The organism is Pseudomonas sp. KCJK9058 (assembly GCF_046230975.1).
GTDB classification, from domain to species: domain Bacteria; phylum Pseudomonadota; class Gammaproteobacteria; order Pseudomonadales; family Pseudomonadaceae; genus Aquipseudomonas; species Aquipseudomonas alloputida.
Genome location: NZ_JBJJLR010000031.1, coordinates 1 through 21,546, shown reverse-complemented (window position 1 = coordinate 21,546; position 21,546 = coordinate 1). Strand labels below are relative to the sequence as shown.

The following is a 21,546-nucleotide window of genomic DNA, read 5'->3' as shown; positions in this document are numbered from 1 at the left end:
TCAAGGCTCGCCGTGCCCACCTCACTTCTCCTTGCCGAAGACGACCCACGCCTGCTTCAGGACCTGGACCGCCATTTCCGCAACCGCGGTTTCCAGGTGCACGCCTGCGCCAGCGGCACCCAGGCCCTGAATGCCATAAAGCAATCGCAGTTCGAACTGGTGCTGCTGGACATCATGCTGCCAGGCATCGACGGCCTCAGCCTGCTCGACGCCCTGCGCCGCCAGCAGGCAGTGCCGGTCATGCTGATGTCGGCACTAGGGGCCGAGCAGGATCGCATCAGCGGCTTCACCCGTGGTGCAGACGACTACCTGCCCAAGCCCTTCAGCCTGGCGGAGCTGGACGCACGGGTAGATGCCTTGCTGCGTCGCGTGGCATTCGATCGTGGTACGGCGCTGCGTGCCGACGTGGGGGAGGTGATGCTGGACCACGACCGCCAGGACGTTATCCACAACGGCAACGCCGCTGGCCTTACCGCTTCCGAATTCCGTTTGCTGGTCACGCTGCTGGCACACCCCGACGAAGCGTTGAGCAAGCCCTTCCTGTACCAGACCGTGCTGCACAGGGCCTATACCCGACTGGACCGAGGCCTGGATGTGCATGTGTGCAACCTGCGCCGCAAACTGGCCGACATCAACGCCCAGCACCTGCAGATCCAGGCCGTACGTGGCCAAGGGTACATCCTGGTCGACACGGAGCAGGCCTGATGCGTCGCCACCCGTTGCTGTGGAAACTGGCCTTGCTGCAAGTCAGCTTCTGCCTGTTGCTGATCTGGCTCATCTGGACCTGGGGCCTTTCGGTGGAACGCAGTACCTATTTTCTGTCCCAGGCCGACCAGGACTACCTGGCGCGTTATGCTCAACAGGCCGAACAGGCGTGGGAGCAGGACGGCGCAGCCGGCACCGAAGCCTGGCGCAAGCAGGTGGCACTGGCCGAGGACACCTGGGTGGCCGTGATAGGGCCACACCTTCAGAGCCTTGGCACCACCCCGCTGAGCGCCGAGGAAGCCAGCCACCTGACATTCATGCGCAAGCTCGACTGGCCGATGAGCCGGCGCCTCCAGGATGAATTGCCATACGTCAGCATCGAATTTCCGCAACACCCCGAGCATGGCCGCCTGGTGCTGCAACTGCCCGAACGGCTGCTACCCACAGGCCTGACACCCTGGACCCATGTGGTGACTCATGGCGTTGCCCCCGCGCTGCTGGCCCTGCTGCTGGGCCTTGCGCTTTACCGGCACCTTGTCGTGCCGTTGAACCGCCTGCGCGACCGCGCCGACGCCCTGCGGGCCGATGATCTGGACAGCCCCGCCCTGCCCCTGCAGCAACGCCGTGATGAGCTGGGTGAACTGGCTCAGGCCTTCGAGCACATGGCCGGGCGCCTGCGCCAGAGCCTTGAGCAACAGCGCCTGCTGTTGCGCACGCTGTCTCACGAACTGCGCACGCCGCTGGCGCGGCTGCGCATCGCCCATGACAGCGACTTGCCACCGCCGCAGTTGCGTGAGCGCCTGGACCGTGAGGTGGCCGACATGCAGAAGTTGCTGGAAAACACCCTCGACCTGGCGTGGATGGACACCGAACAACCCAGCCTGTCGACCGAGCCGGTATTGGTGCTTTCCGTGTGGGAAGCCTTGTGTGAGGACGTCTGTTTCGAAAGCGGCTGGGACCGTGCGCGCCTGCCGTGCTCACTTGGCACCGACTGCCTGGTGCAGGCCCATCTGGACAGTCTGGCCCAAGCCCTGGAAAACCTGTTGCGCAATGCCATTCGCCACTCGCCGACCGAAGGCCGGGTCAGCCTTGATGGCTGGCGTGAGGGCGCATGCTTGCACCTGCGCCTGAGCGACCAAGGGCCAGGCGTACCGGATGCAGACCTTGAGCGCATTTTCAAGCCCTACCAGCGCCTGGCCGAGAGTGGCGCAGGCTTCGGCCTGGGCCTGGCTATCGCCCGCCGCGCCATCGAACTGCAAGGCGGGCGGTTGTGGGCCAGCAATGGGCACCCGGGCCTGTGCCTGCACATGACCTTGCCTGCGGCCTGAGACTGTTTAGAAAGTTAATGCGCTTTACGCTCGATCGGGACTGGTTATCATCTGGGCGCTCAAGCCTTGCGCTCCTTGCAAAGCCCTGACGAGACGCCCGATGAGCAAGAAGACCCTGATGCTGGCCTTGGCACTTGCCCTGGCGGCCCCTCTTGTCCTGGCCCAGCCCGAGCATGACCAGAAGATGGACACGTCGGTGTTACAGCGCCAGGACCTGGCCTATCACTTCAGCCAGCTTGATCTGGACTCGGCCGATGGCCTGCGTCACTACCGCCTGTGGGTTGGCAAGCCGAATCGTCCAGCGCCAGCATCGGGGTACCCGGTGCTGTGGATGCTCGATGGCAATGCTGCGCTGGGGACGCTGGATCAGCAGCAACTGGACAGGCTCGCCGCGGGCCAGGCCCCCCTGCTGGTGGCGGTGGGTTACCGGACCGAACTGCGCATCGACAGGGCCGGCCGCACGCTGGACTACACCCCGGCGCTGCCGGAGCAGGTGCAGCAGCGTGATCCGCTGACCGGCCAGCCCAGCGGCGGGGTCGATGCGTTCCTGAAGCTTCTGACCGGGCGCATGCGCACGATGGTGTCGGCTGTGGCGCCGATCGATCCGCAACGACAGACGCTGTGGGGGCACTCCTATGGTGGCCTGGCTGTGCTTCACGCACTGTTTACCTGCCCCGGCGAATTCCGCCTTTACGCTGCTGCCAGCCCGTCACTGTGGTGGCGCGATGGTGTGATTGTCCGGGAGGCGCAAGGGCTTCCCTCACGCCTTGGCGAGGCGCGCCCGCACCTGTTGCTGATGCGCGGCGGGCAGGAGCCCGCCAGCCCGCATGGTTCGCCGCACGAGAACGACGAGTTGCCTGCGCGCCGACTGGCGGCAGATCTGGCCGCGATCAAAGGCCTTGACGTGCGCTATGAGCGCTTCGAGGGTCTGGGGCATGGGCCCATGCTGGCCGCCTCCCTGCGCAGGGTGATCGAAGGCATGTCTGGCCAGTGACCAGCCCTGTGCCTGCCCGGCTCAAGGTTGCGCGTACTTGAGCACGTACAGGCACAGCTCGCGGTAGACATCCACAGGCAGCTGCGACATCAGCTTCTGAGCCTGGCCGAGGGTTTTGCAATTGAGTTCGGCCATCGCCCGACGGTGTTCCGAACCCAGCAGGCCGGCATGCACCACCTGCGCATACTGAATATAGGAACAGGGGAAGTCGGCCTGGGGACTGCGCTGGACCTTGAAGTTGATCTTCAGGTCTGCCCCGCGGAAGAATGCCCTGCCCTGGTAGGTCTGCTGGGGCACGAGGAGCCCTTTTTCAGGACAGGTGCTGTGACAGACCGGCAGGCTATTCCTGTCCGTCTCCAGGCCACGTCGATAGATCACGATTTCGGAGCCCGGCACCTCGATACAAGCGTTCTCGAAAGCATCGATGATGGCCCTGCCATTGATTTGCGCCTCTTCGATCTGCGTCAGGCTGACCACACGCTCGATCTCCTGATTGCCAACGCTGTTGACCACACGGTCCAGGGTCGACCAGTGGCTAAATTCTTTCTGACACGCAATCAGATGGACCTCGCTCTGATAGCCCTTCCGGGCGGCATCAGGTGGAAAATCAGCGAAATGAGGGCTGTCGAGCGCGGTCTCCATGATGATGTTGTATTTGTTTTCCATCGCATACGTGCAAATCATTGCCCCCAGCCGCCAGATGAACGACTCGGTATGCTCATAGACATGCAGCACGCCTTTGTCTTCCATCGCCCGATAATGAGGGTGCAGTTCACGAAAATGGGTTTCGTAAAGGCGAACATAATTGTCGTAGCGCCCGCTCTTCAGCAGCGTGTTTTCCAGCAAGTACGTCTTACCCGAGCCTTGTGTACCGGCAATGATGAGCATTTTGGGCCTGAGCACGCCGTCGACGTAGTCGCGCTTCTTGTCGAACAATGTGTCGACGACCTTTCTGAATGCGAGATGGAGATCGGTATCGGTAAAAGGATAGAGAGAGGGCATGACGGTTCGTTTCCTAGGTTTGCCAATGTGACCGTCACGAAGGTAAGCGCTGCGGCAAGTGCAAAGGGGTAGATGGTTACTGCTGCAAGTCTCGTCGAAGGTAGTAGAACCGCGGGTTGCCACTGGGGTGGCCCTGTGCTGTATGCTGGGTCGGTCTTCAGGGCGGGGTGTAAGTCCCCACCGGCGGTAAATCGAAAGATGAGCCCGCGAGCGCCCCGACCATGTCGGGGGTCAGCAGATCTGGTGCAACTCCAGAGCCGACGGTCATAGTCCGGATGAAAGAAGGCGTCATGCAGGGGCCATCCGGGCGCCCTTGCGCGCGCATTTTGTTCGCCCCGAGACGTTCATCGATCATTCACGAGGAGCGTTTCATGTTCACCCAGCACCACACGCAATTTCCCACTGTTTCCGCCGCCATCGCCGCCTTCCAGGCCGGGCGCCCTGTACTGTTGCTCGACGATGACGACCGCGAGGACGAAGCGGACATCATTGCCGCCGCCGAGAACATTACGCTGCAGACCATGGCCATGATGATTCGCGATTGCAGCGGCATTGTCTGCCTGTGCCTGGACGAAGCCACCGTCGACGAACTGCAACTGGCACCCATGGTGCAGAACAACCAGGCCCGCCACGGCACCGGTTTCACCGTCACCATCGAGGCGGCCGAAGGTATCACCACCGGGGTTAGCGCCCAAGACCGCATCACCACCATTGACGCAGCACTGCGTTCCAGCGCCGAACAGCGCCATATCGTCAGCCCGGGGCATGTTTTTCCGCTGCGCGCCCGCAATGGCGGTGTGCTGACCCGCCGTGGGCACACCGAAGGTTCGGTAGACCTGGCGCGCCTGGCCGGCCTGCGCCCGGCGGCGGTGCTGTGCGAGTTGATGAACCCCGATGGCAGCATGGCCCGTGGCGAGCAGGTGGCGGTATATGCACGGCAGTACAATTTGCCGGTGCTGACCATCGAGGAGCTGGCGCGGTACCGTGAGGCGATGCTGGAACGGGAAGCAGAGCCGGCCTGATCCACCGAACCGGGACGCTTTGCGGTCCTTGTGTGAGCGGCCCTTTCGCGACACAGGGCCGCTCCTCCATCGGTCTGCATCAGCCGATGCAGTTGCCGGAAGTTTGCTCCCCCCGCCCCGCTCTGCTAGTGTCGCGCCGTTCTGAATGCCACCGAGACAGTCGCCATGGCCCGCAAAAAAGCCTCCCTCGATTTCGAGCAATCCCTCGCAGACCTGCAAGCACTGGTCGAGCGCCTGGAGAACGGCGAGTTGTCGCTGGAAGAGTCGCTGGCCGCCTTTGAACAAGGCATCGCCCTGACCCGTGACTGCCAGGGCGCCCTGGCCCAGGCCGAACAGAAGGTGCAAATTCTGCTGGAGCGCGACGGTGAACTGGCTGCCCAGCCCTTCGACGCGGAGCCGGAAGCATGATTGGCACCTACCAGGCCAGTTGCCAGGCCCGAGTCGACGCAGCCCTCGAACCGCTGTTCATCGCCCCGAGCAAAGAGCTGGAACGCCTCTACGCCGCCATGCGCTACAGCGTGATGAACGGCGGCAAACGCGTGCGCCCGCTGTTGGCCTATGCGGCCTGCGAAGCCTTGGGCGCCCCGGCCGAACAAGCCAACGGCGCAGCCTGCGCGGTAGAGCTGATCCATGCTTACTCGCTGGTGCATGACGACCTCCCGGCCATGGACGACGACGACCTGCGTCGCGGCCAGCCGACCACCCACAAGGCGTTTGACGAAGCGTGCGCAATCCTCGCGGGCGACGGTTTGCAGAGCCTGGCTTTCAGTGCCCTGCTCGACCCATGCCTGAGCCCTCAGATCGACAGCATTCGCCTGGCCATGGTTCAGGTACTGGCCAAAGCTGCCGGCCCGGCCGGCATGGTTGGCGGCCAGGCGATCGATCTCGGTTCGGTGGGCCAGAAGCTGGACCAGCAGGCGCTGGAGTTCATGCACCGGCACAAGACCGGCGCGCTGATCGAAGCCAGCGTACGCCTCGGCGCCCTGGCCAGTGCCCGTGCCGAACCGGCGCAGCTGGATGCCCTGCAGACTTATGCACAGGCCATTGGCCTTGCATTCCAGGTGCAGGACGACATCCTCGACGTGGAAAGCGACACTGCTACCTTGGGCAAACGCCAAGGTGCAGACATAGCGCGTGACAAACCGACCTACCCGGCCCTGCTGGGCCTGGAAGCCGCCAAAGCCTATGCAATCGAACTGCGCGACCAGGCGCTGGCTGCACTGCAAGGGTTCGGCGAAACGGCCGAACCGCTGCGGGCCTTGGCGCGTTACATCGTCGAACGCCGTAACTAAACAGCTTCACCGATCCCTGTAGGAGCGGGTTACCCGCGAATGCGATCTTGAATTTGCCGACGCATTCGCGGGTAAACCCGCCCCCACAGGGGACCGCGTAACCTGTGGTCGAATGGGCACTTTTCCCACAATGGGGTAAACTGCCGCGTCTTCACACACCTATAACGACTCGCCTGATGCCCACGACGTTTCAAGAGATCCCCCGCGAACGCCCGGTCACGCCGTTGCTCGACCGCGCTGACACGCCTGCCGGCCTGCGCCGGTTGGCCGAAGCCGACCTGGAGACGCTGGCCGACGAACTGCGCCAGGAACTGCTCTACACCGTCGGGCAGACCGGTGGGCACTTTGGTGCCGGTCTGGGCGTGATCGAGCTGACCATCGCCCTGCACTACGTGTTCGACACCCCGGACGACCGGCTGGTGTGGGACGTAGGGCACCAGGCCTACCCGCACAAGATCCTCACCGGGCGTCGTAACCGCATGCTCAGCCTGCGCCAGAAGGACGGCATCGCGGCCTTCCCGCGCCGCAGCGAAAGCGAGTACGACACCTTTGGCGTTGGCCACTCCAGCACCTCGATCAGCGCCGCGCTGGGCATGGCCATTGCTGCCCGTCTGCAGAACAGCGCACGCAAGTCGATTGCGGTGATCGGTGATGGCGCGCTGACCGCCGGCATGGCGTTCGAGGCGTTGAACCACGCCCAGGAAGTCAATGCCGACATGCTGGTGATCCTCAACGACAACGACATGTCGATTTCGCGCAACGTCGGCGGCCTGTCCAACTACCTGGCCAAGATCCTCTCCAGCCGCACCTACGCGAGCATGCGCGAAGGCAGCAAGAAAGTGCTGTCGCGACTGCCAGGCGCCTGGGAAATTGCCCGTCGCACCGAGGAATACGCCAAGGGCATGCTGGTGCCAGGCACACTGTTCGAAGAACTGGGCTGGAACTATATCGGCCCGATCGACGGCCACGACCTGCCCACCATGATCGCCACCCTGCGCAACATGCGTGACCTGAAAGGCCCGCAGTTCCTGCATGTGGTGACCAAGAAGGGCAAAGGCTTCGCCCCTGCCGAGATTGACCCGATCGGCTATCACGCCATTACCAAGCTGGAGCCGGCCGACAAGCCAGCTGCGCCGAAGAAAGCCAGCGGTCCGAAATACTCCGCAGTGTTCGGCCAGTGGCTGTGCGACATGGCCGCCGCCGACAACCGCCTGGTGGGCATTACCCCGGCAATGAAGGAAGGCTCGGACCTGGTCGACTTCAGCGAGCGCTACCCTGAGCGCTACTTCGACGTTGCGATCGCAGAGCAGCATGCCGTGACCCTGGCGGCCGGCATGGCCTGCGAGGGCAGCAAGCCGGTGGTGGCGATCTACTCCACCTTCCTGCAGCGCGCCTACGACCAGCTGATCCACGACGTGGCGGTGCAGAACCTCGACGTGCTGTTCGCCATCGACCGCGCCGGCCTGGTCGGCGAGGACGGCCCGACCCACGCCGGCAGCTACGACCTGTCGTACCTGCGCTGCATCCCGGGCATGCTGGTGATGACCCCCAGCGACGAGAACGAACTGCGCAAGATGCTCAGCACCGGCCACCTGTACAACGGTCCGGCCGCTGTACGGTACCCGCGTGGTACCGGCCCGAATGCGCCGATCAGCGGTGACCTGCAACCCCTGGAGATCGGCAAGGGTGTGGTCCGCCGCCAGGGCGAGAAAGTGGCCTTGCTGGTGTTCGGCGTACAACTGGCTGAGGCCATGCAAGTGGCCGAACAGATCAACGCCACGGTGGTCGACATGCGCTTCGTCAAGCCGCTGGACGAGGCGCTGGTGCTGGAGCTGGCAGGCAGCCATGAACTGCTGGTAACCATTGAAGAAAACGCCATCATGGGTGGCGCGGGCGCTGCGGTGGGTGAGTTCCTTGCCAGCCAGGCAGTGCTCAAGCCGCTTCTGCACCTGGGGCTGCCGGATATCTATGTCGAGCATGCCAAGCCTGCGCAAATGCTGGCTGAGTGCGGGCTGGATGCGGCCGGGATCGAGGCTTCGGTGAAGGCCCGCATGGTCAAGCTCGGGCTCTAGGGTGCTTTCGCGGGTGAACCCGCTCCTACGACGGCCTGCGCCCGATCACCGATGTGTGCTCACTGTAGGAGCGGGTTTACCCGCGAATACGGTAGCGGCAACAACGGTGAACGGCGGGTGAAAATTGGCCTGCAGGCCCGGCCCTTTCGCGGGTGAACCCGCTCCTACGACGGCCTGCGCCCGATCACCGATATGTGCTCACTGTAGGAGCGGGTTTACCCGCGAATACGGTAGCGCCGGCAACGGTGAACGGCGGGTGGAAATTGGCCCGCAGGCCCGGCCCTTTCGCGGGTAAACCCGCTCCTACGGGGACAGCACAGTGCTGTGGAAATCCTTTGGAACTGCCCATGAAAAAATTAGCCTGTACCACGATTCTCTGTGCCCCGACATTCCTTCTGGCCGCTGAGCGCGACGACGCCCTCAAACTCCCCGACGTGCTGATCAGCGCCAGCCGCCAGGTCGAATCGCGTACCGCCACCAGCGCTGCCAACACGGTCTTCACCCGCACCGACATCGACCGCCTGCAACCCACCAGCGTCACCGACTTGCTCTCCCGCGTGCCGGGCGTGCAAGTGGCACCTACCGGTGGCCGTGGTAGCCTGCCGGGCATCTTTATCCGTGGCACCAAGGCCGCGCAAAGCCTGGTGCTGGTCGATGGCGTGCGCATCGCCAACGCCACCTCGGGCGACAGCGGCCTGCAGTTTCTGGACATCGACCAGATCGAGCGCATCGAAGTACTGCGCGGCTCGCGCTCAGCGGTGTACGGCAGCGATGCCATTGGCGGGGTGATCCAGATCTTCACCCGACGCAGCAGTGGCCCCGGTCTGCAGCCACGCCTGCGCATGGCCGCCGGCAGCAACCAGACATTCCAACGCAGCCTGGGGCTTTCTGGCGGCAACGACTCGACCCGCTTGAACCTTGGCGCCAGCCTGGATGAAACTGCCGGTATCGACTCGACCGGGCCATCCTTCGCCAGCGATGGTGACCACGACGCCTACCGCAACAAGGCGTTGAACCTGAGCCTGAGCCACACCTTCGGTGAGCGCTTCGAGGCCGGCTTGAACCTGCTCGACAGCCGTGGTCGCAGCGAGTACGACAACCCGTTCGGCGGCTTCGACCCCGTTACCTTCGAGAGCTTCGGTCAACAACCCTACACCGACTTCAGCGTCAGCAGCCTGGGCAGCTACGTTGACGTTCAGGTCACCGAAACCTGGCATTCACGCCTTGAACTGGCACATAGCGAGAACCGGGACGACAAACGCGACAAGCTCAGCGCTGAGCGCTTCGTGTTCAACACCTACCGCGATCAGGCTACCTGGCAGAACGACCTGGCCCTCGGCGAACGGAACACCGTACTGATCGGTGGCGACTGGTACGAAGACCGCGTACACGGCACTACCGATTTCACTGAGGACAGCCGCTGGAACCGTGCCGTGTTCGCCCAGCACCGCTACCGGGGCGAGCAGTTTTCCACTGAGTTGGGGGTGCGCCATGACCGCAACCAGCAGTTTGGTGGCCAGACCACCTGGAGCGGCAGCCTGACCGTACCGCTGAACGCGAACAACGATGTGCTGCTGTCCTACAGCGAAGGCTTCCGCGCGCCAACGTTCAACGACCTGTATTACCCACAGTTCAGCAACCCGAACCTGGACCCAGAGCACTCCAGAAGCTACGAGCTGCAATGGCGCAGCCAGCTGACTGCAGAGAGCCGGCTGGAGACTTCGCTGTACCGTACCGACCTGCGCGACGCGATCATCTTTGGCCAGGACTCGATACCCCGTAACGTCGCCTCGGCACGAATCAATGGTGTGGAAATGGCGCTGGCGCAGCAATGGGGCGCCTGGCACAGCCAGCTTGGCCTGGCGCTGATCGACCCACGCGACCGCGACACTGGCCACACCCTCGCCCGCCGCGCCCGCCGCACCTTGAGCCTGGACCTGGACCGTGAGTTCGGGCGTTTCAGCGTGGGTGCCAGTTGGCAGGCGGTCAGCAGCAGTTATGACGATGAGGCCAACCGCAACCGCATCGGTGGCTATGGTCTGCTGGGTTTGCGCGGCAGTTGGGCGGCTAGCGACGAACTCAAACTCGAAGCCAAGCTGGATAACCTGCTGGACCGCAGCTACAGCCGCGCCCTTTACAGCTACGAGGGTGCGTATCACCCTTACCGCGAAGAGGGCCGCACTGTGCTCTTCAGTGTTACCTGGACACCGGCGCTTTAGCGTCCAGCAACGCACACAAGCGGGCGGTGGCTTCGATCATCTGCCCGCTGGGGCGCTCCAGCCCTTTGTCCGGCACCACCAGCAGGCGCCCATCAGCCACCGCTCGAATCTGCGGCCAAGCCTTCCAGCTGGCCAGTTGCGCCTCATCAGCTGCCAGGATGACCTGCGGATTACGCAGCAGCACGGACTCCACATTCACCTGTGGCGCCGGCTGGCCAAGGTCGGCGAACACATTGCGCGCCCCGCACACGGCCAGGGCGTCGGTCACGACCTGTCGGCCACCGAGCGTGTACAACGGCCGATCCCAGACTTGATAAAACACCTGCAAGGGTTCGTCACGCCGATACTGCTGGCGCAGCTGCTGCAGCCGCTCACGCAGGGCTCGCGCGTATGAATGACCCTGCTCGGCACGCCCGATACGCTCGGCAATGGCCTCGATCTGCTCGATCAGCTGGCTGATATCGTGGGGTTCGGCGCTGAAGGTGGCCATACCCAGGCGCTTGAGTTGGTCGCGCTGGGCCGGTGGCACACTGCCTGGCCACAGTAGCAACAGGTCGGGGCGCAGGCTGAGCAGGCGCTCCATGTCCAGTTGCCCTTGGCGCCCGACCGAAGGCAAATGGCGCAGCGCAGCCGGCCGTTCGCCACCGTCGAGCACGCCCACCAGCAGGTCGTCTGCCTGCAGCTCAAGCATGATCTCGCTCATCGAGGGGGCCAGACTGACGACACGCAGCGGTTCTGCAGCCAGTACAGTGCAGGCGAACAACGCCAGCAGGCCAGGTAGCAGTCGCATCAGCCCAGCTGGCGCGGAATGCGATAGAGGTACAGCACTACTACGGTAGACAATGCGAGGAGGATCTGCGGCACTGCCTCCAGACCGACCAGCACCGACAGTGCGGCGACCCAAGCCGGGAAGCAGGCATACAGCATGGCCATGCGCCGCACCCGCGCCAGTTCGATCCAGGCAGCGGCTTCTTCGCCCGTGCCGAGCACCTTTGAGGTGGCAATAAGTGCGCGCTTGTAGGCACCGAAGCGCGGCAGGCTGAGGAACATGGTGGCCGCACCGGCGATGAACAGTGGCATGGCCAACACCGGGATCATTGCATCACCGCCCCCAAAGGCCCAAGCCATGACTGGCAGCGGCACCAGGCCCACCGCCAGGTACTGCCACCAGGCCAGCGCCAGACGTCGCTTGACCTCGGCGCGAGTCACGCCTGGGGCACCTCGCCCTGGTGTTCGTTGCCCAGCATGTGGCCCAACTTGCCGGCCTTCGTCGCCAGGTAGTAGCGGTTGTGCGGGTTATGCCCGGTGTGCAGCGGCACACGCTCGGCAACCACGATGTTCATGTCGGTCAGGGCTTTGACCTTGCGCGGATTGTTGGTCATCAGGCGCAGCGACTTCACGCCCAGGTGCTCGAGCATCGGCAGGCATATGGCGTAGTCACGCTGGTCGGCAGCGAAGCCCAGGCGTTCGTTGGCTTCGACGGTGTCGGCGCCACCATCCTGCAGCTCGTAGGCGCGGATCTTGTTCAGCAGGCCGATGCCACGGCCTTCCTGACGCAGGTACAACAGCACCCCACGGCCTTCGCGGGCGATGGCCTGCAGCGCGGCTTCCAGCTGCGAGCCGCAGTCGCAGCGCTGGCTGAACAGTGCATCGCCGGTCAGACACTCGGAATGCAGGCGCCCCAGTACCGGCTGGCCGTCCGCGATATCACCCAGGCTGAGCACCACATGCTCACGGCCTGTGGCTTCGTCGAGAAAGCCATGCATGGTGAAGGTCGCGAAGGGCGTCGGGAGTTTAGAGGCGGCAACAAAGACGACGGGCACGTTGTGCTCCTGGAATAAGTAGGAAATTTCTCGTGGGCCGATTGTATCAGCAGGTTGGGGGATATGGGCTGGCTGTATACGGTGGCTTAAGATCGAAAAGTTCGATACTTATTAAAAAGCCATCGCTCAATCACAAGCCCGCTGCCACAGGGGGCCGCGATGTACCTTGGTGTATTCAGCCTCAGTGCGGGTGACTACCCGCGTTGAACGGATAGGGCTGTTTCCAGTGCTCGAAAATCGGTTTCAGTTCGCCGCTACGCACCAGCTCCTTCATGCGCTTGTCGAACAGGTCGCACAGGGCCTTGGCCTGGTCGTTACGGGCAAAAGCCAGGTACAACGGCAACTCGGCCACGTGGGTACGGCGGAAGCGCTCAGGCTGGGAGGCTTGCCCTAGCACGTAGTCGACCTCGGTCAGTGCGTCGATGTAGTAGTCCACCCGGTCGTGCTCGAGCATCGGCAAAATGCCCTCGCGACGCTGGATTTCGCGGAATTCGTGCACATTGGGCAAGTAGCTGCCGTAATCATAACCACGCACCCAAGCCAACCGGTACTTGCCGATGGTATCCAGGGTAGGCGCAGGTTTGCTGGCCAGCCCCAGGGCATAGATGTGGTCCATGTCGAAGTGCCAGCGCGGGTACAGGTTGTCGTCGTTCTCTTCCTTGTACGAGCCAACCCAGGCATCAGCCTCGCCGCGCTTGACCAGGCCAACCGCCCGGCTGTAGGGCGCGCTCTGGGTAACCACCTCGACGCCGGCCGGCTCGAACACTTTGCGCAGCACATCCCAGGCCACCCCGGTACCGTCGGCATTGGTGTAGTCGAGCCACTCCTCGCTAACCAGATGGATCTGTTTCGGGATGCCCTCGGCAGCTGTTACCCACGGGGCAATACTCAGCAGCATTGCCAGCAGTACAGTCCTTACGGCCATTCACGCACTCCCTGTTTCAGGCAACCGCCCACACCAGAACCTGCATGCCCAGCCAGGCAAACACGCCGGCCAGGATATCGTCGAGCATGATGCCGACGCCCCCGTGCACATGACGATCGATCCAGCGGATCGGCCACGGCTTGAGGATGTCGAAGAAGCGGAACATCAGGAACCCTGCCAACAGCCACTGCCAGCCCTCCGGCACCAGCCAGAGGGTGATCCACATGCCGACAATCTCGTCCCAGACAATGCCTTCATGGTCGTGTACACGCAAGTCATTGGCAACTTTGCCGCACAACCAGAAGCCAAACAGCATGCTCACGCCGAGCAACAGCCAGTATCCCCAGTCGGGCAACATCTGCCAAAGCGGGATAAACGGTATGGCCACCAGCGAGCCCCAGGTACCTGGCGCCTTGGGCAAGGTGCCAGAACCGAAGCCAAAAGCGATGAAGTGCCACGGGTTGCGCCAGACCGAAGGCGGAACGAACTCCGCAGGCACCTGGTTGGGGTGATCGGTCACGGTCTCTCCCTAAAGTGTTGATAGCCCCGCTGGACGGGGGTTATGTCCTGGCCCTGCGCGTCGCGCAAGGTCACGCCTTGCCCTTCGAGCACACGACCGACGGTATGCACTTCGATAAAATCGAAGGCTGCCAAGGGCGCCAGCGCCTCGGGTGGCAAGGTGAAGGCCAGTACGTAATCGTCGCCACCGGTAAGCGCCGCCTGCACGGCTGCTTCACGGCCGAGGAAGGCCTCCAGAGCAGGAGACACTGGCACTTGCGCCAGGTTCACCTCCAACGCGACACCGGATGCCTTGGCAATATGCCCACAGTCGGCGAGCAGCCCGTCGGAGATGTCCAGCGCCGCCGTGGCCCGGCCACGCAGCAGGGCACCGAGGGTGAGCTGCGGCATCGGTGACCAGTAATGGGCCAGCAGCGGCTCGGCCTGCGCGGCAGGCGCCTCGCGCTCGCCCAGCACCAAGGGCAATGCACCGGCGGCCTTGCCCAGCGAACCGCCGACACACAACAGGTCACCCGGCCTTGCACCGCTGCGGCGCAAGGCCTGGCCAGCCGGCACGCGGCCGAACACGGTGACGGTGATACTCAAGGGGCCGCGCGTCGTGTCACCACCGATCAGACTCATGCGGCAACGGTGGGCCATGCGACCAAGGCCGTCGGCATAGGCCGCCAGCCAGTCAGGGCCAACGTCAGGGAGGGTCAGTGCGAGGGTAAAGCCGATTGCAGTCGCGCCCATGGCTGCCAGGTCACTGGCCGCCACAGCCAACGATCGCTGGCCAAGCAGCAACGGATCGCAAACAGCAGGAAAGTGCACCCCGGCGACCAGGGTGTCGGTCGACACCGCCAGTTGCTCACCGGGGGGAAGGTCCAGCAGGGCACAGTCGTCGCCGATACCCAGCGCCACGCCCTCGCCACCCTGCGCACAGGGCGCAGCGGCGAAGTAATGGTTGATCAGCTCGAACTCACCCATGACCAGGCAGCGCCAGGATCAGCGCTTGTTCGCCTTGACTTCTGCTTCACGCAGCGCCGGGGCTAGCTTGTCGAGCACGCCGTTGACGAACTTGTGGCCGTCAGTGGCACCGAAGACCTTGGCCAGCTCCACGCCTTCGTTGATCACGACGCGGTACGGCACGTCGACGCGTTTGATCAGTTCCCAGGTGGACAGACGCAGCACGGCCAGCTCGACCGGGTCGAGCTCTTCCAGTGCGATGGTCATGCAAGGCACCAGCGCTTTGTCGATTTCGCCCTTGATTGCCGGGACCCCATGCAGGATCTCGCGGAAATAGGCACCGTCGACATCGGTGAAATCGTTATCCACCCGGAACTGCGCTTCGATCTCGTTCAGCGAATGCTGGGCCATGTGCCACTGGTAGAGGGCCTGGGTCGCGAGCTTGCGGGCTTCGCGGCGCTTGGCGCTCTTCGAGGGCTTGCCGGCATCCGCAGGTTTTGGATCGCGCGGGTTGAAACGATCGCTTTCGTCGCTAATCACTTGGCCTCCAACTGCGCCAGCAGGCTGACCATTTCCAGTGCGGACAGGGCAGCTTCAGCACCTTTGTTGCCGGCTTTGGTGCCAGAACGCTCGATGGCTTGCTCGATGGAGTCGACGGTCAGTACGCCGAAGGCCACCGGAACACCGAACTCCATGGACACCTGGGCCAGGCCCTTGGTGCACTCGCCCGCCACGTATTCGAAGTGCGGGGTACCGCCACGGATCACGGCGCCCAGGGCGATGATCGCGTCGTAGGCGCCTTGCTGGGCGACCTTCTGTGCCACCAGCGGGATCTCGAATGCACCCGGGGCACGGATGATGGTGATGTCGCTTTCGCTGACACCGTGGCGTACCAGGGCATCAACGGCACCGCTTACCAGGCTTTCGACAACGAAGCTGTTGAAGCGGCCAACCACCAAAGCATAGCGACCTTTGGGGGCGATGAAGGTACCTTCGATGGTCTTCAGGGTCATTCCGATATTCTCATCTTCAAGAGCGAGGCCGCATACAAGCGGCCTCGACAGGGGTCTGGACTCGAGCAGAGGGCGTCAATGCCGCCTCAAGTCACTCGGAGGGCACGTATTCTACAACTTCCAGATCGAATCCGGATATCGCGTTGAACTTCATCGGCGAACTCATCAGGCGCATCTTGCGCACACCGAGGTCGCGCAGGATCTGCGAACCGGCCCCCACGGTGCTGTAGGTAGTCGGTGCCTTGGCCGGTGCATCGCCCGCGCTTTCGCGGATGTGCGCCAGCAGCACGTCGCCGTCCAGCGGGTGCCCCAGCAGCAGCACCACGCCACTGCCGGCTTCGGCCACTGCGGCCATGGCCGCGCGCAGGCTCCAGCGGCCTGGCTGCTTGACCAGCAGCAGGTCACGCAGTGGGTCCATATTGTGTACCCGTACCAAGGTCGGCTCTTCGGCGCAGATCTTGCCCAGGGTCAAGGCCATGTGCACGTCGCCTTCGACCGCGTCACGGTAGGTGACCAGGTTGAACTCACCCAGCTCGCTCTCCACCGATTGCTCGGAAACACGCTGCACGGTGCGCTCGTGGATCATGCGGTAGTGGATCAGGTCGGCAATGGTGCCGATCTTCAGGCCGTGCTCGGCGGCGAACACTTCCAGTTCGGCGCGGCGCGACATGGTGCCGTCGTCGTTCATCACTTCGCAGATCACGCCGCTTGGCTCGAAACCGGCCATGCGCGCCAGGTCACAGGCGGCTTCGGTGTGGCCGGCACGCGCCAGCGTACCGCCTGGCTGGGCCATCAGCGGGAAGATGTGACCAGGGCTGACAATGTCTTCGGCCTTGGCGTCCTTGGCAGCAGCAGCCTGCACAGTGCGGGCGCGGTCGGCGGCGGAAATACCGGTGGTGACGCCCTCGGCGGCCTCGATCGACACGGTGAACTTGGTGCCGAAGCCCGAGCCGTTGCGCGGCGCCATCAACGGCAGCTTCAGCGTTTCGCAACGCTCGCGGGTCATCGGCATGCAGATCAGGCCACGGGCATGCTTGGCCATGAAGTTGATGTGCTCCGGCTGGCAGCATTCGGCCGCCATGATGATGTCGCCTTCGTTCTCGCGGTCTTCGTCATCCATCAGGATGACCATTTTGCCCTGGCGGATGTCTTCGACCAGTTCTTCGATGCTGTTGAGCGCCACGCGGCACCCCCTTCTCAATCAGGATTTCAAGAAGCCATTGGCGGCCAGGAAGCTTTCGGTAATGCCACTGCCCTTGCTCGGTTCGGCGGCCTTGTCACCCAGCAGCAAGCGCTCCAGGTAACGGGCCAGCAGGTCGACCTCAAGGTTTACCCGACGCCCTGCACGGTAATCGGCCATGATGGTTTCGGACAGAGTGTGCGGGACAATGGTCAGCTCGAACTCGGCGCCATTGACCTCATTGACCGTCAGGCTGGTGCCGTCGACGGTGATCGAACCCTTGTGGGCGATGTACTTGGCCAGTTCCTTCGGTGCACGCACGCGGAACTGGATGGCGCGAGCGTTATCGCTGCGCGAAATGATTTCGCCAACCCCGTCGACGTGGCCGCTGACCAGGTGCCCGCCCAGGCGGGTGGTGGGGGTCAGGGCTTTTTCCAGGTTGACCTTGCTGCCGCTCTTGAGGTCGATGAAGGCGGTGCGCTTGAGGGTTTCGACGCTGACATCGGCCCAAAAGCCGTCGCCCGGCAGTTCTACGGCCGTGAGGCATACACCGTTGACGGCGATGCTGTCGCCGAGCTTGACGTCCCCCAGGTCGAGCTTGCCGGTTTCTACGTAGACGCGCACGTCACCACCCTTGGGGGTCAGGCTGCGGATGGTGCCGATGGATTCGATGATGCCGGTGAACATGGGGTCTTCCTCAAAAACGGTTTGCGCGGGGCAAGCCCGGCATTATACGCCGGGCGCTGGCAGGGGGATGGCCGTGACCCGCCAGTCATCGCCCACTGCGCGCATTTCGGTAATTTTCAGCCGTGGTGCTTCGCTCATCTTGTCCATCGGCCAGTCCAGCAGTGGCCGGGCCTGAGAGCCGAGGAAGGTGCCAGCGACGAACAGCTGGTACTCGTCGACCAGGCCTTGCCGTGCGAAGGCACCGACCAGGCCGGCACCGGCTTCCAGCAGGATTTCGTTGACGCCGCGGGCAGCCAGGGCGCGAAGCAGCGCCGCCAGGTCGACCTGGCCATTGTCGCCCGGCAAGCTGAGCAATTCGTGGCCGGCAGCGGCATAGCGCGGGTCATCTGCGACAGCAGTCACCACCAGCGCTGGGCCCGCCTGGAAGAACGGCGCCGCCAGTGGCAGGCGCAGGCGGCCATCAACCAGCACCCGCAAGGGTGTGCGGCTGAGTGCCAGGGCGGTTGTTTCGGCATCCAGGCCCAGCTCGGCGCCACGCACGGTCATGCGTGCGTTGTCTGCCAGCACGCTGGCGGCGCTGGTCAGCACCACGCTGGAGCGGGCGCGCAAGCGCTGCACGGCTGAGCGCGCGGCCGGCCCGGTGATCCACTGGCTTTCACCACTGGCCATGGCAGTGCGGCCATCCAGGCTCATGGCCAGCTTGGCGCGAACGAACGGCAGGCCGTGCTCCATGCGCTTGAGGAAGCCTGGGTTGAGGGCGCGGGCCTCGGCTTCGAGCACTCCGCTGGCCACTTCGATTCCAGCTTCGGCCAGGCGCCGCAGGCCCTGCCCCGCCACTTGAGGGTTAGGGTCCTGCATGGCGGCTACGACACGCGCCACGCCGGCCTTGACCAGTGCTTCGGCACACGGTGGCGTACGGCCATGATGGCTGCATGGTTCCAGGGTGACGTAGGCACAAGCACCGCGGGCAAGTTCACCGGCCTGGCGCAGAGCATGCACTTCGGCATGGGGCTCGCCGGCGCGCACGTGCCAGCCTTCACCGACCACTTCGCCATCGCGCACGATCACGCAGCCTACGCGCGGGTTCGGGTGGGTGGTGTACAGGCCTTTACGCGCCAGCTCCAGCGCGCGGGCCATGTAGTGAGCGTCGAGAATGGCAGCTTGGCTGGGCATGTTCACTCTTTAGCTGGCTCACGGGCCAGGCGGTCGATTTCTTCGCGGAACTCGTCGAGGTCCTGGAAGCGCCGGTACACCGAAGCAAAGCGGATATAGGCCACTTCATCGAGTTTGCGCAACTCGGCCATGACCATTTCACCGACCACCAACGATTTGACTTCGCGCTCGCCTGTGGCACGCAGCCGGCTCTTGATGTGCGCCAGCGCAGCTTCCAGGCGCTCGACGCTGACCGGACGCTTTTCCAGGGCCCGTTGCATACCAGCGCGCAGCTTTTCTTCGTCGAAGGGCTGACGCGTGCCGTCCTGCTTGATCAGCCGGGGCAGCACCAGCTCGGCGGTTTCGAAGGTGGTGAAGCGCTCGCCGCAGGCCACGCATTCACGGCGGCGGCGCACCTGCTCGCCCTCGGCGACGAGGCGAGAGTCGATGACCTTGGTGTCGTTGGCACCGCAAAAGGGACAGTGCATGGTGGCAGGCAACAAAAAAAGGGAGGGCCATGGTAGCGCATTGCACTGGCAAGACAAGCCAAAGGGGTTAACATCCATGGGAAATATGCCCGTGAAGGACTCCCCCATGCACTACCGAGCGCTCGTCGTGCTGTGCTGCGCCGCTCTGCTTGCCGCCTGCGGCAGCGACAGGCCAAAGACCGACAACCCAGTGCCCGCGCCAGCCCCTTCGGCCAAGTCCGAAGTACTGGGCCCGCTGCCGGCCTACCAGCGCGAGCTGAGCGGCACCTTGCTGGAAATTCCGGCGGGTGCCGAGGTGGAACTGGCCTTGCTGGTGATCGACGAGCGCGACCGCCCGCAGCGCCTACTGGCCAGCAGCAACCTGACCGGTACCGGCCAGGCGCTGCCCTACCACCTGCGTTTCAACCCCGAAGCCTTCCCGCCCGGTGCCCGGGTCGAACTGCGTGGCCGCGCCAGCAACTCCGGCCAGCTGATCATGCACCTGCCCCCGGTGCGCATTACCCAGGCACAAACCCAGGCCACCGGCCCGCTGCGTTTCGAGAAGGCGCCTTAAGTGATGCCGCTGGCTCTGCAACAGGCCCTCAGCGGCCTGATCGGCGAAGCACGCCTGATCGTCAGCGAACTGCCCGACTGTGACCTGAAGCTATGGCTGATCGACGACCAGAACATGGATCGCGCCTTCAGCAGCGAAGAAACCCGGCGCATTCTTGAAGAACCTCCCTATTGGAGCTTCTGCTGGGCCAGCGGGCTGGCAATGGCCCGCTACCTGGCCGAACACCCGGAATGGGTGGCGGGCAAGCGCGTGCTGGACTTTGGCGCCGGCTCTGGTATCGCCGGCATTGCTGCTGCACGCGCCGGTGCACGGGAAGTGGTGGCCTGCGACTTCGACCCGCTGGCCCTCGATGCCTGCCGTGCGAATGCAGCACTGAACGGAGTGACATTACGCTACAGCAGCGATTTTTTTGCCGAGGAAGACCGCTTCGACCTGATCCTGGTTGCCGATGTGCTGTACGACCGCGCCAACCTGCCGCTGCTGGATGCCTTCCTGAGCCGCGGTCGACAGGCCTTGGTGGCCGACTCGCGGGTACGTGACTTTCACCACCCGTTGTACCAGCAATTGGGCGTGCTCGACGCACTGACCCTGCCGGACCTGGCCGAGCCACACGAATTCCGCCGGGTCAGCCTGTACCACGCCAGCCGCGACACCTTATAGTGGTGCCATACACGAGTTTGCGAGAGTCGCGATGACCCAAGACACGCCTTACATTTTCGACGCCACCGATACTAACTTCCAGCAACTGGTGATCGAGAACTCCTTCCACAAGCCAGTGCTGGTGGACTTCTGGGCCGAGTGGTGCGCGCCGTGCAAGGCGCTGATGCCATTGCTGGCAAAGATTGCCGAGGGTTACCAGGGCGAACTGCTGCTGGCCAAGATCAACTGCGACGTGGAGCAACAGGTGGTTGCCCAGTTCGGCATCCGTAGCCTGCCGACAGTGGTGCTGTTCAAGGACGGTCAGCCGGTGGACGGTTTTGCCGGGGCGCAACCGGAGTCGGCGATCCGCGCCATGCTCGAGCCGCATGTACAAATGCCAGCCGCGCCCACCGCCTCGCCACTGGAGCAGGCAAAGGCGCTATTTGCCGAAAGCCGTTTTGCCGAAACCGAAGCGCTGTTGCAGGCGCTGCTGGGTGAGGACAACAGCAATGTCGAGGCGCTGATCCTGTATGCCCGCTGCCTGGCCGAGCGTGGCGAGCTGGGCGAAGCGCAAGTGGTGCTGGATGCGGTCAAGACTGACGAACACAAAGCTGCACTGGCCGGTGCCAAGGCCCAGCTGACCTTCCTGCGCCAGGCTGCCAGCCTGCCGGAAGTGGCAGACCTTAAAAGCCGTCTGGCGCAGAACCCGCAAGACGACGAGGCAGCTTATCAGCTGAGCATTCAGCAACTGGCGCGCCAGCAGTATGAGGCGGCGCTGGACGGGCTGCTGAAGCTGTTCCAGCGTAACCGTGGCTACGAGAACGGGCTGCCGCAGAAGGCGCTGTTGCAGGTGTTCGAATTGCTGGGTGGCGATCACCCGCTGGTTGGTGTTTATCGTCGCAAGCTGTCGGCGGCGATGTTCTGAGTGACCTTGAAGCCTGCGCTGGACCTGTGGGCGGGCATGCCCGCGAAGAACCAGCGCAGTGGA

General features: G+C 63.8%; 24 protein-coding genes and 1 riboswitch. Of the genes, 11 read left to right on the top strand and 13 right to left on the bottom strand.

The features are described 5' to 3' along the window. Nucleotides 1–12: 12 nt before the first annotated feature. The 3 genes from ACK59Z_RS16950 to ACK59Z_RS16940 all read left to right on the top strand — a co-directional run bounded on the left by ACK59Z_RS16950 (nt 13) and on the right by ACK59Z_RS16940 (nt 3,027). A complete protein-coding gene (locus ACK59Z_RS16950) occupies nt 13–705 on the top strand; it encodes a response regulator transcription factor (protein WP_108191688.1) in 693 nt (230 codons plus the stop codon). Continuing rightward, complete coding sequence (locus tag ACK59Z_RS16945) at nt 705–2,033, top strand: histidine kinase sensor domain-containing protein (RefSeq protein WP_409293502.1); 1,329 nt, start codon at nt 705–707, stop codon at nt 2,031–2,033. Before ACK59Z_RS16950 ends, ACK59Z_RS16945 begins: the two co-directional genes overlap by 1 nt. 100 nt (nt 2,034–2,133) lie before the next feature. Next, nucleotides 2,134–3,027 (top strand): alpha/beta hydrolase, encoded by an 894-nt coding sequence (locus ACK59Z_RS16940; protein WP_108191686.1) that lies wholly within the window; start codon nt 2,134–2,136, stop codon nt 3,025–3,027. A 21-nt stretch (nt 3,028–3,048) separates the two neighbouring features. Here the strand turns inward: ACK59Z_RS16940 and ACK59Z_RS16935 are convergent, their stop codons facing one another. Further along, a complete protein-coding gene (locus ACK59Z_RS16935) occupies nt 3,049–4,029 on the bottom strand; it encodes a zeta toxin family protein (RefSeq protein WP_409293501.1) in 981 nt (326 codons plus the stop codon). A gap of 149 nt (nt 4,030–4,178) precedes the next feature. Continuing rightward, nucleotides 4,179–4,320: riboswitch (FMN riboswitch) on the top strand. Nucleotides 4,321–4,400: 80 nt separating this feature from the next. Between ACK59Z_RS16935 and ribB the strand changes: the two genes are divergently transcribed. The 5 genes from ribB to ACK59Z_RS16910 all read left to right on the top strand — a co-directional run bounded on the left by ribB (nt 4,401) and on the right by ACK59Z_RS16910 (nt 10,634). Then, nucleotides 4,401–5,051 carry a 3,4-dihydroxy-2-butanone-4-phosphate synthase gene (gene ribB / locus ACK59Z_RS16930; protein WP_003255379.1) on the top strand — a complete coding sequence of 217 codons (651 nt, stop codon included), beginning with the start codon at nt 4,401–4,403 and terminating at the stop codon, nt 5,049–5,051. A gap of 165 nt (nt 5,052–5,216) precedes the next feature. After that, nucleotides 5,217–5,459 carry an exodeoxyribonuclease VII small subunit gene (locus ACK59Z_RS16925; protein WP_003255380.1) on the top strand — a complete coding sequence of 81 codons (243 nt, stop codon included), beginning with the start codon at nt 5,217–5,219 and terminating at the stop codon, nt 5,457–5,459. Next, a complete protein-coding gene (gene ispA, locus ACK59Z_RS16920; RefSeq protein WP_004577210.1) occupies nt 5,456–6,343 on the top strand; it encodes a (2E,6E)-farnesyl diphosphate synthase in 888 nt (295 codons plus the stop codon). The genes ACK59Z_RS16925 and ispA overlap by 4 nt, the downstream gene beginning before the upstream one ends. Nucleotides 6,344–6,519: 176 nt before the next feature. After that, nucleotides 6,520–8,415 (top strand): 1-deoxy-D-xylulose-5-phosphate synthase, encoded by a 1,896-nt coding sequence (dxs, locus tag ACK59Z_RS16915; RefSeq protein WP_003255384.1) that lies wholly within the window; start codon nt 6,520–6,522, stop codon nt 8,413–8,415. A 347-nt stretch (nt 8,416–8,762) separates the two neighbouring features. Beyond that, the gene (locus ACK59Z_RS16910) at nt 8,763–10,634 is read left to right on the top strand and encodes a TonB-dependent receptor domain-containing protein (RefSeq protein ID WP_409293500.1); all 1,872 of its coding nucleotides are present in this window, start codon (nt 8,763–8,765) and stop codon (nt 10,632–10,634) included. Here ACK59Z_RS16910 and ACK59Z_RS16905 read toward each other — a convergent pair. The 12 genes from ACK59Z_RS16905 to nrdR form a co-directional block, all read right to left on the bottom strand. Continuing rightward, the gene (locus ACK59Z_RS16905) at nt 10,612–11,424 is read right to left on the bottom strand and encodes a cobalamin-binding protein (protein ID WP_047605327.1); all 813 of its coding nucleotides are present in this window, start codon (nt 11,422–11,424) and stop codon (nt 10,612–10,614) included. The genes ACK59Z_RS16910 and ACK59Z_RS16905 overlap by 23 nt on opposite strands. Next, the gene (locus ACK59Z_RS16900; protein ID WP_108191682.1) at nt 11,424–11,843 is read right to left on the bottom strand and encodes an MFS transporter; all 420 of its coding nucleotides are present in this window, start codon (nt 11,841–11,843) and stop codon (nt 11,424–11,426) included. The genes ACK59Z_RS16905 and ACK59Z_RS16900 overlap by 1 nt, the downstream gene beginning before the upstream one ends. Beyond that, nucleotides 11,840–12,457, bottom strand: a complete 618-nt coding sequence (gene ribA / locus ACK59Z_RS16895; protein WP_003255389.1) for a GTP cyclohydrolase II — start codon at nt 12,455–12,457, stop codon at nt 11,840–11,842. Before ribA ends, ACK59Z_RS16900 begins: the two co-directional genes overlap by 4 nt. A 181-nt stretch (nt 12,458–12,638) precedes the next feature. Beyond that, entirely contained in the window at nt 12,639–13,382 is a 744-nt protein-coding gene (locus ACK59Z_RS16890; RefSeq protein WP_003255390.1) for an ABC transporter substrate-binding protein, read from the bottom strand. A 16-nt stretch (nt 13,383–13,398) separates the two neighbouring features. Then, nucleotides 13,399–13,902: a phosphatidylglycerophosphatase A gene (locus tag ACK59Z_RS16885; RefSeq protein ID WP_003255391.1), complete on the bottom strand. Its 504-nt coding sequence runs from the start codon at nt 13,900–13,902 to the stop codon at nt 13,399–13,401. Beyond that, on the bottom strand, nt 13,899–14,867 hold the full coding sequence (thiL, locus tag ACK59Z_RS16880; RefSeq protein WP_011953348.1) for a thiamine-phosphate kinase: 969 nt from the start codon (nt 14,865–14,867) through the stop codon (nt 13,899–13,901). Before thiL ends, ACK59Z_RS16885 begins: the two co-directional genes overlap by 4 nt. Before the next feature lie 18 nt (nt 14,868–14,885). After that, entirely contained in the window at nt 14,886–15,386 is a 501-nt protein-coding gene (gene nusB, locus ACK59Z_RS16875; RefSeq protein ID WP_003255393.1) for a transcription antitermination factor NusB, read from the bottom strand. Then, nucleotides 15,383–15,859 carry a 6,7-dimethyl-8-ribityllumazine synthase gene (ribE, locus tag ACK59Z_RS16870; RefSeq protein ID WP_003255395.1) on the bottom strand — a complete coding sequence of 159 codons (477 nt, stop codon included), beginning with the start codon at nt 15,857–15,859 and terminating at the stop codon, nt 15,383–15,385. Before ribE ends, nusB begins: the two co-directional genes overlap by 4 nt. Nucleotides 15,860–15,950: 91 nt before the next feature. Then, complete coding sequence (gene ribBA / locus ACK59Z_RS16865; RefSeq protein ID WP_003255398.1) at nt 15,951–17,042, bottom strand: bifunctional 3,4-dihydroxy-2-butanone-4-phosphate synthase/GTP cyclohydrolase II; 1,092 nt, start codon at nt 17,040–17,042, stop codon at nt 15,951–15,953. An 18-nt stretch (nt 17,043–17,060) separates the two neighbouring features. Further along, nucleotides 17,061–17,726 (bottom strand): riboflavin synthase, encoded by a 666-nt coding sequence (locus tag ACK59Z_RS16860; RefSeq protein ID WP_003255399.1) that lies wholly within the window; start codon nt 17,724–17,726, stop codon nt 17,061–17,063. A 42-nt stretch (nt 17,727–17,768) separates the two neighbouring features. Further along, nucleotides 17,769–18,899 (bottom strand): bifunctional diaminohydroxyphosphoribosylaminopyrimidine deaminase/5-amino-6-(5-phosphoribosylamino)uracil reductase RibD, encoded by a 1,131-nt coding sequence (gene ribD / locus ACK59Z_RS16855; RefSeq protein ID WP_019750311.1) that lies wholly within the window; start codon nt 18,897–18,899, stop codon nt 17,769–17,771. A gap of 2 nt (nt 18,900–18,901) precedes the next feature. Further along, nucleotides 18,902–19,366: a transcriptional regulator NrdR gene (gene nrdR / locus ACK59Z_RS16850; protein WP_003255402.1), complete on the bottom strand. Its 465-nt coding sequence runs from the start codon at nt 19,364–19,366 to the stop codon at nt 18,902–18,904. A gap of 106 nt (nt 19,367–19,472) precedes the next feature. On the opposite strand from nrdR, the gene ACK59Z_RS16845 reads away from it, so the two are divergent. From ACK59Z_RS16845 to trxA, 3 genes are read left to right on the top strand one after another with little or no spacing between them, the layout of a single operon-like run. Continuing rightward, on the top strand, nt 19,473–19,919 hold the full coding sequence (locus ACK59Z_RS16845; RefSeq protein ID WP_108191680.1) for a YbaY family lipoprotein: 447 nt from the start codon (nt 19,473–19,475) through the stop codon (nt 19,917–19,919). 3 nt (nt 19,920–19,922) lie between these two features. Beyond that, nucleotides 19,923–20,579 (top strand): class I SAM-dependent methyltransferase, encoded by a 657-nt coding sequence (locus ACK59Z_RS16840; protein ID WP_409293499.1) that lies wholly within the window; start codon nt 19,923–19,925, stop codon nt 20,577–20,579. 31 nt (nt 20,580–20,610) lie between these two features. Next, the gene (trxA, locus tag ACK59Z_RS16835; protein ID WP_004576908.1) at nt 20,611–21,483 is read left to right on the top strand and encodes a thioredoxin; all 873 of its coding nucleotides are present in this window, start codon (nt 20,611–20,613) and stop codon (nt 21,481–21,483) included. Nucleotides 21,484–21,546: the final 63 nt, after the last annotated feature.